The 16,631-nt window shown below is 43.5% G+C and carries 10 protein-coding genes; all 10 read right to left on the bottom strand.

What is annotated here, in order from left to right:
* Window positions 1-290: 290 nt before the first annotated feature.
* Complete coding sequence (locus tag EI981_RS04485) at window positions 291-1,361, bottom strand: S-layer homology domain-containing protein (RefSeq protein ID WP_162616081.1); 1,071 nt, start codon at window positions 1,359-1,361, stop codon at window positions 291-293.
* Window positions 1,306-2,745, bottom strand: coding sequence for a hypothetical protein (locus EI981_RS04480; RefSeq protein WP_162616080.1), 1,440 nt, complete (start codon window positions 2,743-2,745; stop codon window positions 1,306-1,308). Before EI981_RS04480 ends, EI981_RS04485 begins: the two co-directional genes overlap by 56 nt.
* Window positions 2,643-3,551 (bottom strand): hypothetical protein, encoded by a 909-nt coding sequence (locus EI981_RS28935; RefSeq protein ID WP_227011690.1) that lies wholly within the window; start codon window positions 3,549-3,551, stop codon window positions 2,643-2,645. Before EI981_RS28935 ends, EI981_RS04480 begins: the two co-directional genes overlap by 103 nt.
* A 552-nt stretch (window positions 3,552-4,103) precedes the next feature.
* Window positions 4,104-5,093, bottom strand: coding sequence for a tRNA dihydrouridine synthase (locus EI981_RS04475; protein ID WP_126995824.1), 990 nt, complete (start codon window positions 5,091-5,093; stop codon window positions 4,104-4,106).
* Between the two features lie 928 nt (window positions 5,094-6,021).
* Window positions 6,022-8,175, bottom strand: a complete 2,154-nt coding sequence (locus EI981_RS04470; protein ID WP_126995821.1) for a beta-galactosidase — start codon at window positions 8,173-8,175, stop codon at window positions 6,022-6,024.
* A gap of 214 nt (window positions 8,176-8,389) precedes the next feature.
* On the bottom strand, window positions 8,390-9,958 hold the full coding sequence (locus EI981_RS04465) for an ABC transporter substrate-binding protein (RefSeq protein ID WP_126995819.1): 1,569 nt from the start codon (window positions 9,956-9,958) through the stop codon (window positions 8,390-8,392).
* A gap of 37 nt (window positions 9,959-9,995) precedes the next feature.
* The gene (locus tag EI981_RS04460; protein WP_227011689.1) at window positions 9,996-10,871 is read right to left on the bottom strand and encodes a carbohydrate ABC transporter permease; all 876 of its coding nucleotides are present in this window, start codon (window positions 10,869-10,871) and stop codon (window positions 9,996-9,998) included.
* A 3-nt stretch (window positions 10,872-10,874) separates the two neighbouring features.
* Entirely contained in the window at window positions 10,875-11,810 is a 936-nt protein-coding gene (locus EI981_RS04455) for an ABC transporter permease (RefSeq protein ID WP_126995815.1), read from the bottom strand.
* Between the two features lie 218 nt (window positions 11,811-12,028).
* Window positions 12,029-14,215 carry a helix-turn-helix domain-containing protein gene (locus tag EI981_RS04450; RefSeq protein ID WP_126995813.1) on the bottom strand — a complete coding sequence of 729 codons (2,187 nt, stop codon included), beginning with the start codon at window positions 14,213-14,215 and terminating at the stop codon, window positions 12,029-12,031.
* A 552-nt stretch (window positions 14,216-14,767) separates the two neighbouring features.
* Complete coding sequence (locus tag EI981_RS29365; protein WP_227011688.1) at window positions 14,768-16,444, bottom strand: YecA family protein; 1,677 nt, start codon at window positions 16,442-16,444, stop codon at window positions 14,768-14,770.
* Window positions 16,445-16,631: the final 187 nt, after the last annotated feature.

Below are 16,631 nucleotides of genomic sequence, written 5' to 3'. Positions count from 1 at the left end.
TTTTGGGTGAAGTAGTAAGTCTATTATAAAAATGAACCACATAAACTTAAAAGCACAGATAAATATATAGAAGGAGATTAATTATATGTCAAAAAATTATAGAGGAAAAGCGCTATGGAAATTACCTTCAAGAGGTAGAGGAACATGCCCTGTTTGTAAGTCTACAAGAATCAAATTACTTTACACGCTTCTTACGGAAAACGGTACTAAACTGACAGTTTGCAAGAAATGTCAACACAAAAAAGTCAGCATATAATCGAGTAAGACGGGGGCGACAAGCCCCCGTCTTCTCAGCGCACTTCTGTTTGCATCACTTCTATGATCATTTTTACAGCCTCTGCGCGGGTAACTGATGCGTCAGGAATAAACGGATTGCCGCTAAGTTCTGTCAGCAAGCCTGACCTGCGTAAAGCTTCTACTGCTCCCTTGGCCCACTGAGGAATGTTAGAATCAGTAGTTTTAGCATCTTTATCAATAGGGAGCTCGAGTGCTCCGGCAATCATGACAATCATCTCAGTACGAGAAATTGCCGCATTGGGCCGAAAATAACCATCCGAGTAACCGGAGACAATCTTCGCTTTCACCGCATAAGCAATTTCTTTTTTCGCCCAAGAACCAATAATAGACTCATCAACGAAGGAAAGTTCCGCCACTTGTCCTTCCGGCTTTAACATTCTCATCAGCATGACCGTAAATTCTGCACGAGTTATGGCAGCATCCGGTTTAAACGTTCCATCCGTATTACCGTTAATTATACCGAATGAAACAGCTCTCTTAATGTAACTTTCCGCCCAGTGCCCTAAGATATCGGTAAATGTTATGACTTCTGCACCTGGCTCCTCAGAATCCTTTTCCTCTTCAATCGGTTGATCGGGCTTTTCTGGAGGTTTTGGCGTTGGCCGCGATTCTATAATAGGAGAGTCAGGTACTGAAACGACTGGCGCTTCCATAAAGAGCGTGATTGAAGCAGAAGCTATCCCGATATTGCCCGCTTCATCCCGTAGCTCCAGCAATACCCTTTTCGGATCGTTTCCATTTGGCAACGTCCAGGTAAGCGCTGGGGTATACGCCTGCCAGTTACTCCAAGCATCATTTTCATTGGCTAACCGCATCTGGATTTGACCCAGGTTGTCAGTAGCCGTGATGGACAGGTTGACTCGCGTAGAGTTGGTGGTCGCTGCTCCATTGTTAATCGTGAAGCTGCCGCTAGGGGCCGTTTTATCAATGGTGAAATTGACTACAGTCTCGATACCAGCGATATAGGTCACGATCAGCTTATGAAGACCTTCCTGCGAGACAGTCGTGTTATTGGCAAAGGGTGCACCATTCAGGGTAGCAGTTCCCTTGTTGAAGGAAATCACAACATCGCTGTTGTAAATACCTCCATCTACCACTCCAGTAACGACCGGTTCCGCTGAATTCAGTGTAATCGTTTTTTGAAATTCCAGCGACGTTGCCCGCTGGATCACGCACCTCCAGCTTGACGGTTTTTACCCCATCTCCTGTTGTCAGCTCCCAATTCGGTCTAGGGATCGGTCCCCAGCTCGTCCAATTCTCGTCTTCATTGGCTAGGCGATACTCCAGAGGAAGGCTTGCATCGCTGGCAAACATGTGTAACATCACCTGACGTGATGTTGTAACCGATTCCCCGTTGTTGATGCGAAGATCAATAATAGGTGGCATCGTATCTAAATGGATTGTAGCGCTGCCCACGGCTTGTTCATTTCCTGCCAAATCCCGCAATTTCATGTAGACGGTTTTCACACCATCCCCTGCAGAAAGCGTAACCGTCCGTTTACTTTGTGCTGCTTCCCAAAACGACCAGATCAGATTGTCAGAGGAAATACTCATCTCTACAGGAATAAGATTATCGGAGTAGATCGTATCCAGTTCAACGATTCTCGATTTGGTGAATACTGCTCCATTGTTGATTTGGAAGGTTCCAGTAGGCTTCGTTTGATCCAAAACAACGTTGGCTGTTTGAATGTCCTCGTTGTCCTTATCATCCAAGAACTTTACATGCACCGTCTTGTTGCCTTCACCGCTGCTTAGATGCCACTGCTTAGTCGCTGAATAGGGTTCCAATGGCGACCAAGTTACGCCATCATTGGAGAAGGCCATTCTTACACCGCTCAATTCCGACACGGTCAAATTCAACGTTACGTTGGTGTCGTTGGTATAGCCCGAACCTCGATTGATTTGAACCGTTCCTGCAAACGGTGTTTTATCGATGGCAAACTGGATAGTGGTCAAGTTACCGGCTGCATCTGTGACGATTAATATATAGTGACCCTCCTGGGTAATCGTCGTACCGCTAGTAAAGGGGAATCCATTCAATATGGCCGTCGTTGGCGTTGCATCCATAAACGTCGGGGTTACATCGCCTTCATACTTCCCGCCATTCACAACTCCTGATACTACAGGAGGAGTGGTATCGAGTATGATACTATCGGATTTTTTATCCGTCATATTACCTGCTGCACCACGGAACAGTGCATATACGGTTTTGTATCCATCCATAGCAGACAGCGACCAAGGGATAGGGCTTTGGACATCATACCAAGTATCAAATGGACCGTTTTCATTATTCGAAATACCGACCTGTACAGGCGCACTTGCTTCATCTTGGCCGATGACCACATTCAGAATGACATTGCGTGAGGAAGTAAATGCGTCCCCGTTGTTGATTTGGAATGCTTGGATAACAGGAGGCGATTGATTGGTAACGGTGGCAGTGTCCCACACGGTAGCATTGCCATTGTCCTGTTCAGTATAACATCCAGCTTCCAATGGGTGATGGCCTTATTGGTAAAGCTGGTTGTACTCCCAGAAACTTCAGATAAAATGACCAGCCGGATTGGGCCGTTTACCTCTCCAAAAGCGTACACATTGTTTGCGTCGGGGGTAATCGGCGTTTTTGTTACGGACCAGTCCCTTGTACCGCTGTCCCATAGTTGATAGGCGGCAGATTTGAAAGTAAGTCCGGCCTGCAGGGCATCGGTGATGGTAAAGTCCTTAAGGCCTTGTTTGTTATAATTCTTATTGACGTCAATCGTCCATGTAATAGTAAGTGGGTCTGCAGGATTCGCCCCTTTGTCCAGCGTGCCGTACTTCTGAATCCAGTCGAGCTTTATGGCGACGCGCCATGAATTCGAGGAAAGTAGCTTATTATCCGATGCGTCCCTCAGCTCCGCAGCATTTGTGACTGTCTGCCACCCACTCTCACCGACATTATACTCACGGTAATATTTCGCTTTAGGAATCCACGTCTTGAAGGTAATCGTCGCCTTGTCGCCGAAGCCTGAAGGAAAGGTGTAGGCCAGCACATTCGTGGTGTCGCTATCTGGCGTTGCCGCCACACCGTTTACCTTGAAGGATCCTTCCACATAAGTGCCTATCTCAACTGAATCGAGCGCGTCGTAAAACTTCAAACCTGCGAGCGGCAGCGAAATGTCGTCCATGGCATCGATGTTCACCTGCCATTCAATTGCCCCTTCTACATTCCCAGCCAGATTAATCCAGCCGTTTTCGGAAGCGTTGCTGTTAGACATCATTGTGATGCTGTACGCAGGTATCAGCTGGAGGGATTCAGTTACCGGCAGTTCTGTCGCGGTAGGCGAGTCGGCCTCGCTGATTATTACCGGCTCAGGATCGACCGGCGCGCTCTCCGCATATGCAGAAAATGTTACTGCTTGCAAAATGAGCATAACCACTAGACAGAACGTCAGCACAGATTTGTTTATACTGCGTTTTCGTTTCATATGTACATTTCTCCTCCATTTTCCGAAATTTTTGTTTACAGCAAGGTCATCTGCCCAATGGTGCGGAATCCTACTACGGTACCAGATTGGATTTTTAAGCACATTAGCGGATTGGAGGCATATAAAGCCTTATTTTAAAGATTATCAGACCATTTCTCCTATTGAATAGTGTCAGTTGTCATCAATTTGTCATATGACATAAAAGCGTCGAGAATTTTTAAAAAAAGGAGCTTCTCTAAAAGTAGAATAATCTACTTCTAGGAAGCTCTATTTTCCATTTCTCTTTAAACAACTTTGTTTTCAAATACCGCAATTGTCCATTATTTCTCCAAACCTGGCAACTTAGTTCCCGAATTCCTCCGACTCATCATGCTCCTGGTCTCCAAATTCATTGAGCAACGTACGCACTTCATTTGTTGACTTTGCATTCATTAAGTTATTTCTTAATTCACTTGCCCCTCGAAATCCTCGAACATATATTTTAAAGAATCGAGGAAGTGGTTTGAATGAACGTGGCTCCTGTGCTGAATATTGATCATGGAGATCCAGGTGCAGCCGTAGCAAATCAAGCAATTCCCTACTACTGTGATCCTTCGGTTCCTTCTCAAAAGCAAATGGATTATGAAAAATACCGCGCCCAATCATAATACCATCCACACCGTATTGCTCAGCGAGCTGCAAGCCGGTCTGACGGTCAGGAATATCCCCGTTAATGGTCAGAAGTGTATCTGGTGCCACCTCATCACGAAGCTTCTTAATCTCCGGAATCAGTTCCCAATGAGCATCTACTTTGCTCATTTCCTCTCTTGTCCGCAGATGAATGGACAGATTAACAATGTCTTGTTTCAAAATATGAGTTAACCAGTCGCGCCATTCGTCTAAGGCACTAAAACCTAACCTTGTTTTTACACTAACGGGCAGTCCCCCAGCTTTTGCGGCCTGGATGATATCCGCTGCAATTTCTGGACGGCAGATCAGGCCGCTTCCCTTCCCATTCTCTGCTACGTTCGCTACAGGACACCCCATATTAATATCGATGCCTTTGAAACCTTCTTTCGCCATACCGATGCTCATTTGACGAAAGTATTCCGGCTTATCTCCCCAGATATGAGCTACAATGGGCTGTTCATCCTCTGTAAAAGTCAAACGCCCGCGCACACTATGATTCCCCTCCGGGTGACAATAACTCTCTGTATTCGCAAACTCCGTAAAAAACACATCCGGTCTGGCTGCTTCACTTACGACATGGCGAAAAACAACATCCGTCACATCTTCCATAGGCGCTAGTATAAAAAAAGGTCGTGGTAAATCACGCCAAAAATTATCTGTCATATCAAAAACCTCGCCCCCTCTTTACTATTTTCTTCAATAGATCTCCATTTTACTTGTCATTTTACACTAACAAAGCAACCGACTCTACATGTACCGTATGCGGGAACATATTATCCTGAGTTGTGATCTGTAACACTCCGCTGAAACCTTCATTTGGCAGGCTTTTCATTAATCAGCTTCTGTTATGGTAGGCTTCATTCCGATTGTTTTTGTTGATGTTTTACATCAATTTTACATCAATTTTACATCAATCCTTGATCCTATCGCTGCCAGTGTGGCGAGCCCAGCTGTTTCTTCTGGTGTCCGAGAATCATACGTACATTTAACTCTTCTTCATATTTACAACCAAAAGAATCAACTCTCCCCATACCTTTTGCTGATGAATAGTTAAATAACCAATTGAGGTCGCTAGACCACTTCTTAATCCGGCTGCTTGTCCATGAGCACCATACTCCTTATTGATTCTTATGTCATAAAAATGGTGAAAAAATACGACGGCTCAATGAGATCATTGATCTCCCCTGATCTATTGCATAGAACGAAGCAGTGATTCGGCTTTCTCTCTTGCTACCTGGTTAACTCGGGAAGAGTTTGCGATCTCCTTTAAAGCTTCAACTTGAAGTCCATTCCCCGCTATCCTTCTGGCTGCAGTTTCGCAAATGGTACGGCTATTCCCCTACAGAATATCGCCGTTTGAAAGGTCATTGATGTTATTATCAAGCTTCACAAAAACTTGAAACCCATGAATAGTCTGGCCAACATCGAATCGGTGGAGAAGATTATTTATCTGCAAGCGCTGAAGGCCGCACCTCCGGAGACCGAAGGGCGGCTTGGCAATTTCGCCGGTCAAGGACAGGCGTACTACAGCAATCAGCTATATGTCATTGAATGTAAGCTCGCGGAGGCGTCACCTGAGCTACTTCCAGCTCTACAGTTCGATTTCCCCTTCGATTTCAAAATACTTAACTTCCATAGGGTTCAGCACTATATCAGCCAATCGAATATCATCTTTTCCCTTACGACTTACTTCTATGTTTGCTGTCATTTTGGCCGAGAGCAAATTCATAACAAAAAGCATATGTTTTTCGCCATTGCTTCTAATCGAAGTCCAAACATTGGGATTGCTGCACCGGATCATGGATTTGTCACATTCGAGTTTCGCAAGTAAGCATCGGAGCATATCAGAATGCTCATGTTTGGCGTGGCTCCATTGAAAGCCTAGCCATATGACTTTTCCACCTCCGACGAAATCGGCCTTCCAACCGATTTCTGTACCGCTGGTCTCTTCAAAAGCAATACCCTGCGCTTCGGACGGTCTTGATTCATTGACCCACAGAGAGCCGGTCATCAGGATATTGTGTACATCCCCGACAGAGATAACAGGAGAGGTTTTTTCAAACCGCCCGCTTCCACCTGCCATAAGGTAATCACTAAGAATGGTACATGGGTTGAAATTCTCATCCAACTGCGGGATAACTGGTGAAAGAATAAGCTTGCCACCTCGCTTAACAAATTCCACGAGATTGTTTTGAATCATTTCCGACATACAGGCAGAAGTTGCAACGACCAAAGGTTTGTCCAGCTCCTCCATTACAATCGGATTAGATAAATCCGATAGATTGCATGAATAGGAAGCGCAGAACGCAGTCGTCATCAAACCCTTGCGCAGAAATTTCCATGCATCAGAATTGCTGAAGCCCATGCCTCTCTTGCCGTTCCAGTAATGACTGCTTCTGCTTTGCTCCCAATCAAGTCCGATATGGAAATCAGCCATATGATCAGAGCCGGCTAACCATGCGTTTTCCTCCAGAAACTTTCCGAATATCATTTGTGATTCGTAAGTAGGCCGGATATCACCTAATGCGCCGATTGAAGCATTGTAGTCATACAAATCTCCGTGATGGGATGCCCCTTCCGGATTCGGTCCGCCGGTAAAGATATAATAATTCGATCCTTTCATTCCGAGCGCCATGTTGGTCATGTAACAGCACAGTAAATCTTCTTTCGTGATGGGCGGCCAATCAGATAAGCTCCCCCCCGGAAGTTCAAAAATGGTTGGAGGGTAACCCATCAGCCTAAGCATTTCATTCGAATAATAGACATTGATGGCATATTGAGGGGTGGGATTGTTCTGATTCCAGTCCTGGTTTAGATTATAATAATGGTCCGAGCCCAATAAGAAATCCTTGCCCATCAGCTTGACTGCTTCAAGAAAATACGAATTCATATACGGGTTCGCCGAATTATGAACGATCTGGCAGTCTATGCCCGCCTCTCTCATCCATTTGTAAAGAAGATAAATATATTCGGATATCGTTTGGAAGTAAAAATCCTGATAATCCTTTATTCTTCGCGTTTCATTGCTTTTCTTCGCGTTCCCGTCCTTCAACGGATAAACCTCATTGAATTGTCCGTAAGAGGTACCATAGGCCAAATTCAGGCTTTCGACATTTGAGTACCTGTTTTTAAGAAAAACGGGATAGCGCCCGCTTTCAGTGCCAAAACCCATCGTGTCCCGATTGTAATCAAATCCGCCATACCACTCGTGGATTCCCATCAGTTCATTATCAATTTGTACCATGGCGACCGGGCCTTCTTTGGCAACCATGTACTTTGCAAGAATAGGATTAACCACATCAAACCACTTTTTTACTTTTTCTAAAAATACAGGATGAAGATAGCTAACAGACGAACCGCGGAATATGTTACCATGAATATCACGGGCAAGAATTTCCTGATAGTTCTCACACAACCATCCCGGAAGCCCGTCATACTTCAGTTCGGAATATTGATAAGGCCCTGGTCTGCAGACAACCAGCAGATCCAGCTTTTTGCACAGCTGAAGGAAATCCTCCAAATCTCTTTGCGGAATATCTCCAAACCGGATATCCCCTTCTACCGGTTCATGTAAAATCCAGGGAACGTAAGTGGCAACACAATTCCCCCCAGCTTCTTTAAGCAGAATCAATCGTTTTTCCCAATCCTCCTTCGGGACGCGAAAATAGTGAAATTCTCCAGATACCAGAAATTTCCTTTCTCCGCCCAGCAGATAAGATTTATTATCCCATGTAATCTTACTCATACGTAACCTCCTGCTTCCGCAAGTTCGGGACCTGCTTTGAAGCAATTCGTTATGGTATAACCAAAAAAGTCTATCTCGTAACGGTATGGGTGAGCCAAACAAGAGCTATCCCTCTAGCCTATTTGATAGACCTTTTGGGATAGCTCCATCATTTGCCTCCGACTTCGGACTCTTGTTCACAACCGCTTACAAATCGGACTGGACCAAAAGCGATTTATTTCTTCATAGCTAGGAAGGCATCGATCTGTTTTTGCAGCTCGTTTTGGATTTTCTTCAGTGCGGGACCTGCCTCACCTTCGAATTTCTTCATTGTAGTGGCCGGGTCAACCACACCGTTGAACATGGCGGGATAGTATTTTGCCTCGATCGTGTTGTACTGGCTGATGTCATTCTGAATGGCTGAAGTGTCAAATTCGAAACCGGTCAGAATATCCGTCGTGAAGCTGTCCGCATCCCGCAAAATCATATCCAGCGCATGGGTAGTAGGGTCGCCGTCAGCCTCGGAACGCTCATCAACCGGGTTCCAAACCCATACATAGCCGAATCCCCAATAATTGGTGGTGTCCAAAAGTTTCATTTTGTCTTGCCCAACTTCTTCCCAATGCTTGCCTTTGATGCCATAGGAAAGCAGGTCGTAGTTATCCTTCTCGTTCGCCCAGTTCATGAACATAACCGCGCGTTCCTTATTCTTACTTACTTTCGGAACGGCAAGGAAGTTCCATTGTTTAAAATTGGCGTAGTTGGCGCCCTTTGTACTGTCAAAGAAGGTTACCATCTCTACTTCCGCGCCCGGAGCATTTTGCTTCAACGAATTGATGAAGTCATCACCAAGTCCGAAGGAGCCGTTAGGCGTAATGGCCGCTTTGCCGCTCTTGAACAACTGGTGGAAATCTTTGGCCGAAAGAATATCTTTGTAAATCAACCCGTCTGTATAATATTTACGGGCATCATTCAACCAAGTCAAAACTTGATCTTTATCTTCGAACAAGTTGTACACTTTACCATCATTGTCTTTGTAATAGAGCGTGAGGGAGTTGCCAAGAGCATGTGTTGCTCTTATATGGGTTTGATAATCATTCAACGACCGGAAATTAACAAGCGAATACTGCTGTTGGGCCGTGGAACCTGCGGCCGTCATCGGCACCAGCCCTTTTTCTTTCTCCTTGACCGCATAAGCGAACTTGATCATGTCGTCATACGTTTTGATCGGCTCGATCCCCAGCTTCTCGCGGATATCTTTGCGAATCATGTACGAGTTCCCGGACATGTAGCTTACACCGAGCGGGACAGCCATGATTTTGCCGCCGTATTTGTTAGCGTCCCACATTTGTTGCGGCCGTTTCTCCAGTACGGTCTTCCCGTATTGGGCCAGCAGGTCGTCCAGCGGTTCGTAGTAGCCGTTGGAAATCATTTGGTTGATATGCAGCCAAGGCGCGTCAAAGATCAAGTCGATGTTTTCGCCGGATCCCAGCGTCACCTGTGTTTTTTGTGCAAGATCCGACCACGGTACAAAAACGATGTCTAGCTTGACATTTATCGTATCTTTCATCCGTTTCTCCGCTTCGGCAATGATCAGGTCCATATCGGGCGGACGATCCCCGGGAATCATGATTTTGAGCGTCACTTGCGGCAGCTTGTCAGCTGTCGGCTGCGTCGAATCCGCCAGTTGGGACGAAGTTGTCGGCTCCTGCGATGCTTTCCCGCCGTCACCCGATTTTGCGCATCCTGCGAAGATGGATAATGCCAATACAAATACCATAGAGAGCATAACAAAACGCTTCATACTCTTTCCCCCATCTGATCAAATAATAGTCGGGCAACTACCCTTTTATAGCTCCAATCGTAATGCCTTTGACAAAATATTTTTGAATGAACGGATAAACAAACAAAATCGGGCCGATCGTCACGCATACAATCGCGAGCTGCATTCCAAAGGTAGGTACAACGATGTTGTAATTGGTTCCACTTCCAGCCACATACGCCTTTGCATTCAGATTGGACATCAACTGGCGAATCATCATTTGCAGCGGATGCAGTTTGTAATTGTCAACGAACAGCAGCGACAACCACCAATCGTTCCAATAACTAAGCGCGTAAAACAAGCTGACCGTAGCGATAATAGGAGTTGAAATCGGCCAGATGATGCGGAAGAAAATAACCAGATCATTAGCGCCGTCCACCGTAGCCGCTTCATTCATTTCGAAAGGTAGTGTGCGAAAAAACGAGACTAGGATGAAAGCATAAAACGGATTCAGCAGGTAAGGCAAAATAAGCGCCCAAATCGAATCCTTCAAACCCAGCCAATTTGCTATAAGCATGTAAAACCCGACTAAGCCGGCTCCGAACAGCATCGTAAAGTAAGTCAGAAACGAAAGAATATTTCGATATTTAACTCTAGGATGAGACAAAGTATAAGCATACGTTGCCGTGATGAGGACGGCTAATAACGTTCCGACGGTTGTTACGAACAACGTCACTTTGTAACTACTAAACAATTGCTTCCCCGAGAACAAATATTCATATGCACTCAGACTGAAGCCACGAGGAAAAAACTGATAGCCTTGCGTCTGGATGCTAGTCTCGGTTGCGAATGAGTTAATAATGACAAGCCAAAACGGAAGAAAGCAAACAAGAGCAAATATCACCAAAACGGTGTACATCATGACAACAAATGCGCGTTCCCGCAATTCAACCACACCTTAGAATAATCTGGAGTCTGTGTCGATTCTCTTGGCAATTGCATTAAAGATAACTACGGTGATTAGTCCCATGACGGATTGATAAAGAACAACGGCCGAAGAAGTGCTGAAGTTGCCCAACTGCCGTAAAGCGCGATATGCAAAGGTATCGATGACGTCCGTCGTCGGATAGAGAACTCCGATATCACCCACAATTGCGTAAATCATACCGAAATCACCGTAAAAGATGCGGCCAACACCGAGCAACAGCATTAACAGGATAATGGGACGGAGCAGCGGCAAAGTGATGTAGATCATCTGCTGAAAACGAGTTGCACCTTCAAGTTTGGCGCTTTCGTAGTATTCCGGGGAGATCCCCGTTATCCCTGCCAGGAAGATGATCGAATTGTAACCCGCGAACTTCCATATATAGATGATCGTCAGAATAGCTGGCCAGACACTTGGAGTCAAATACCACTCGACCCCTTCAAATCCTAATGAATTTAGCGTCTTGTTAATAATCCCTTCCGATGTGCTGAATAAGGCTTGCGTCATCATGCTTATAACAATCCATGAGATGAAGTAAGGCAAAAAAACAAATGATTGCGCAACCCGCTTAAACAACGGACTTATAACCTCGCTTAAAAAGATAGCAAGCATGACCGCGAAGCCAAGCCCGAACACTAGGAACAACCCGTTCAGGAAGAGCGTATTGTAAGTTACGCGAAGCCAGTCGTTTCCGGAGAAAAAGTATCTGAAGTTGTCAAATCCAACCCATTTGCTTCCCCACAACCCGTCCGATAGCCGGAAGTCTTTAAACGCGAGCAGATGCGCGGACATCGGAATATACGCAAACACGATAAGAAACAATGTGCCCGGAAGCGCTAACAAATACAAGTAGCGATTTTTTGAAAACTCAGCCACCACTCCCCGCCCGAATCTCCGTTGCCATTTCATTGGTTTGTCCCTCCTTTCCTTAAATGTTGTAATAATGGACCTACGGAATCTCAGTACCCGCAGCCATTTCTACACGGTCACTGTAACACCGGAACCGGCGAACCGCCTAGTTCTCATAGTCCGAATCCGGTTCTCAAAGGGCGAATTTGCGGGTTCTGATTTTGCCGGTCGGTTCGTAAAAACCCGAAAACCGCCCCCGGACGGAGACGGCTTTCCGATTATGCATTCGCTTCATTTGAACTGAGTCTGTATTGATTTGGGGTCATGCCCATCGCTTTCTTAAACGCCGTGAAGAAGTGGCTTTTCGTCTGGAATCCCGATTGTTCGAAAATATCCGTGATAGGCAGGTCCGTGTTCCTCAGCAGCTCCTTCACTTTGTCAATACGCGTGTTCAAGATATAGTTCGATATCGAAACGCCCCGCACCTCGTCAAACAATTGACGCACGTATTTTTTGGACAAGGAGACATGTTCGGCAATCTCATCGACTGAAAGCATCGGATCATGAATATGATAGTGCACGTACTCTACCATCTCTTCAACGACTTTATCTTTCCGGCTGAATCCCTTCCTGCTCGTAAGCAGGTTTATGATCCTCAGAAGCTCTTCTTTCAGCCAATCGCTAACCTCGCTTAACGTGGAAAAGTGTTTCAAATGGTTTTCAATGCTCTCAACGCTCTGGATGGATGTCAGCTTATTGAACGATTTGACGATGGTGAAAAACAGGAGATTCAGCTGAAATTTGCATTCCGAATATTTCATCGTCTGCAGCTGGAGAAACAGTTCCTCCAACATACTTAGCATTCTCTCCTCATTACCGCTTCGTACCGATTGGATCAAATGCTCGGTCAGGGTGTCATCCAAAAGGGTGCGTTGCGTCTGCAAATAACTCTCGTAATCTTGCGAGGTATAGATTTTGTCGTCACCGCTAATAAATTTAAACATCGTCAGATCGGAAATTTCATCGTACACTTTGCGCAGATCGTCGTGCACGTGCCGGGCGTCGCTCGCCGCTATCGTTATGTTGAGGCCGGTGCTTTTCTCAACTTCCCTCCTGACAGTCTGCAAAGCGCCGATTAAATCGCCGTCCGGGTTTGCCTCTCCAACGAGAACGACGATATGGTCCCCTCCAAAGTCAACAAATTCAATGACCCTGCCCGGTTCGCGGAGAAGCTCTTCAGCAATGTTGCCCATTGCGTATTTCATCAGCCTGCGGGAACTGAAATCGTACTTTTCCGAAAATGTACTGTAGGAGTCGATTTTTATCACAACAAGCCGTATGAGATCGAAGGCAAGCAGCTCGGATTCGCGCGAGATCGCTTCCCGGGTGCTTTGATAGAGCCTCCCTTGTAAAATCCATTGCCGTAAATATTCCGCTTTAATGAGTGAAAAATGATTACGGAGAAGCTCAACTCCCTGCTCGATAACACCGTATTCGTTCTTGGCTTGCAGACCGACTTTACGCTGCAGCTGATCCGCCAGCCGTCGCAGCGGACCGAAGAACCGTTTTGAATGCCAGAATGCCGCCAAGAATAGCACAGCAAGCAGGAGCAAGGAACACATGACAATCGCCCACTGGAACGATTGCGCTTTTCTTTGAAAGTTTTTCAAATCGGTAAAGGAATACATCATCCAATTCTGTGGAGGCATGGCGGTGTAATTGACAAACCATTTGACCCCGTTATCGACCAATTCATAGGAACCGCTGTCCGTACTTTTTCGCGTATTGTTCAACTTTTCCAAATCCAGCCCGCTCGAATCACCCAAGATCAAACTGCCGGAATCATCCAAGATCATCAGTCCATTGCCGGTTTCGGCATGATCGGTCAAAAAGAGTTTTTGCAGCTTCTTTTTATCCAAAAGCACAACCAGATAACCGTAATACTCCTTACGGGCGGGCGTTGAAGGAACGATAAGCGCAAGATAGGAATCATCTCCAGTCCGGTGGTCAAAATACCGTAGAAATTCAGGCCGGTTCGCGTCCAAATACAGCAGGATTTCATTATCCGGGAACTCCGGGAAGCGAGCTAGGCCGATGGTGGAGGATATCCCTTTTTCCAGTCTGGTATTGATCAAATAAGCCCTATCGATAAACGGTTCGTTCGCTAAGTATTTGGTTAACACCCGGAGGGCCTCAGCATCGACCAGTTCATCGTCGGTTTGGGCATACATCCAATTTTGAATACTCTGGTCTTCATAGATGTTCAGGCTATATAGCTTTAGCTTCATTAACATATATTGCGTCCGTTCCACGGTTTGGCCGATCTTTTCCTGGTTGAATTCTCCCGCCTGCTCATACGCATAATGAGAAAACCGATCTGCAAAAAATAGGGAGAACGGTATAATGAGAATGGAGAGCATAATGCTGCTCCAAATAAAAAAACGTACATATGTCGCTCTATACACCGGTTTGATGATATCTCCCTCCGTTACTGAAATCGCTTACATTAATGATACTACATACTTTACCAACTTGTCATGGGGATAACAATATCATCGTACACCCTTATCGGTGGGTTTTGATTGGGTAAAGACGCATCCATTTAAAGCAAGAATACTTTAGAAAAGAGCCTAAAAAATAAAACATCCTGACAACAAAGATGACGCAAGGATCAACAATTCCTGGCGTCATCTTTATGTTATTTTAGGTTGTTCTCCGATCAATTTTTACATCAATTTTACATCAATGCACTTTTTAGTCCTCTGTACTCCGATATTTCTAATACTGTTCTACAATTAAAGCCCAGTAGTTATAAGGGGGTCAACATTCTGTATTATTTTTTATCAATAACGCCACCGACTCCACATGTGTGGGTTGCGTATAATAGACAACTAAAAGATGTGATAGTATTCGCGAAGTTTTCAGTATCGATTAATTATCATCTGACACCTAATAAATCTCCGTGACCGCAGAGTGAAAGAGATTGAACAAATAACGTGAGAGAAATTCCTGTTTTTCTATCCGCAACATTTTTTATATTTTAATCTACTCCCACACGGACACGGTTCGTTTCTACCAACTTTATGGTTACTTTTAATACTAAGATATTCGATTAAATCAAATATTTTTTTGGTATTCTCAAATACAATAATGAACAAATAATTATTATAGTATTTTAATCCCTCATCACCATGTAATGCACCTGCACGTAAATTGTGATAGATGTCGTTCCTCAGTTCATTAAGCAGTTTATATTGCTTATCGTTCAATACCTCTTTAATTATGTTAACCATTGAAGACTTTGTTGATATTTTTTCAAAATCTTGAAAGTACTTAATATCTGAGTATTCAGGATAATGATTTGCTAAATATCGAGATATTTTATCATAGCAGGAGTAGATTCTCGAGAGAGCACTATAAAGTAAATATTGCTTGTCTATCAAGTCATTTAAGTTTAGATTTGCCTTACTAATCCACATTTGATAAAAAAACTGATTTTCTATATTACAATAATCAAAAATGCAACGTACTACTTCATTCAATCTAAAAAATATATCACCAATTAACACGTCTCCATAATTAGAAAGTTTGTAAAACAGCCTTAATTTATATTCTTCTAATTTCTCTATATCTTGAACGTTATATTGCTTTAAAGTTGACTGTAATTTCTTCTCCATAAATTTTCCGATCATTGGAAAAGAATTTAATTCACCTATGTTTGTTTCTTGTCCTATTTTTAAAATCAACAGATCAAGCAAATCATAATGCTTTTCCAAACAGAATATAAGGTTTCTTATTTGCGGCAAATATAATTCAGAATCTACTTCATCCCCATCCCTATCCCAGAACTCCAGTGCTTTCACTGCATCTTTTCTAATTTGGTCTTCAATTGTTTTAGAGAAATATGATAAATCATGTGTGTTGATTTGTCTCATGGACTTTATTGTGTCGTACATTTGGTTACTCTTAAGACTTTCAAGAATTTTTTTCACATCGGATTTCTTATATTCAGTATTGCTTTTAATATAGTTTTCTATTTTATAAGACTTATTGCGAGATAAATCATAATCAAAATTATAGTTATAAAGTATACCTAAAATAACATATAATCTTTCGTTTGCCTGAAAAATATGTTCAATGGCGTTATTATAAAAGAATCTACCTGAGTAGAACTGTATAGGTGCAAATATAATACCACAATTGAATAATGCTAGGTCCTTACAGCAAAGATTTATGAAAAAGTGCATATCTTCTAAGAGGTTAATTAGATACCCAAAAACAGTCATCTCCGGGGGCACAGCTTTTAGGCTATTTTCATTCAAATAATTAACAACTAAATCATCTAGCTTTTCTTCAATTTGACTTGTTCTCTTAAATAAAAAGTCTGTAATTTTTTGCTTTTCGTTATCAGACAATAATTTATATCTATTATCTTTAATAATTCCGCTTAACATATCATTCAATTGATTATCGTCAATCCAAAAATGTTCTCTAATATAATCTGATGAGAAAAAGCCATCAAAATTATCTTCTCTAAAGATAGCATTTATATTTATCAAGCTATCGTCACAACCATTCTCACATTCACATGCACTGTCATGAATTATATATAAAGAGTTACATTCGCATTCTGGACATAAGAATCTTTTTCTATAATCGATACTCGATTTACTTCTAAACATTTTTTTCCACATAAATTAACCCCTTTCTATAGGTTTCTTCTCCTTGTAGCAATTCCTAGAATAGTTATAATAATTCTTAAAATTTTGATAGTCTACTTAAATATATTATCTAATAAGCAAATGAGGGGCGTAACCTATTTAGGCACGCCCCTCCATTTCATCAATATTACCGTCTCCTCATGTGCAGGTTGCATATAAT

It is taken from the genome of Paenibacillus lutimineralis (genome assembly GCF_003991425.1).
Taxonomy (GTDB): domain Bacteria; phylum Bacillota; class Bacilli; order Paenibacillales; family Paenibacillaceae; genus Fontibacillus; species Fontibacillus lutimineralis.
Note: the sequence above shows the minus strand (reverse complement) of the source record. Positions and strands in the feature narration are given on the sequence as shown.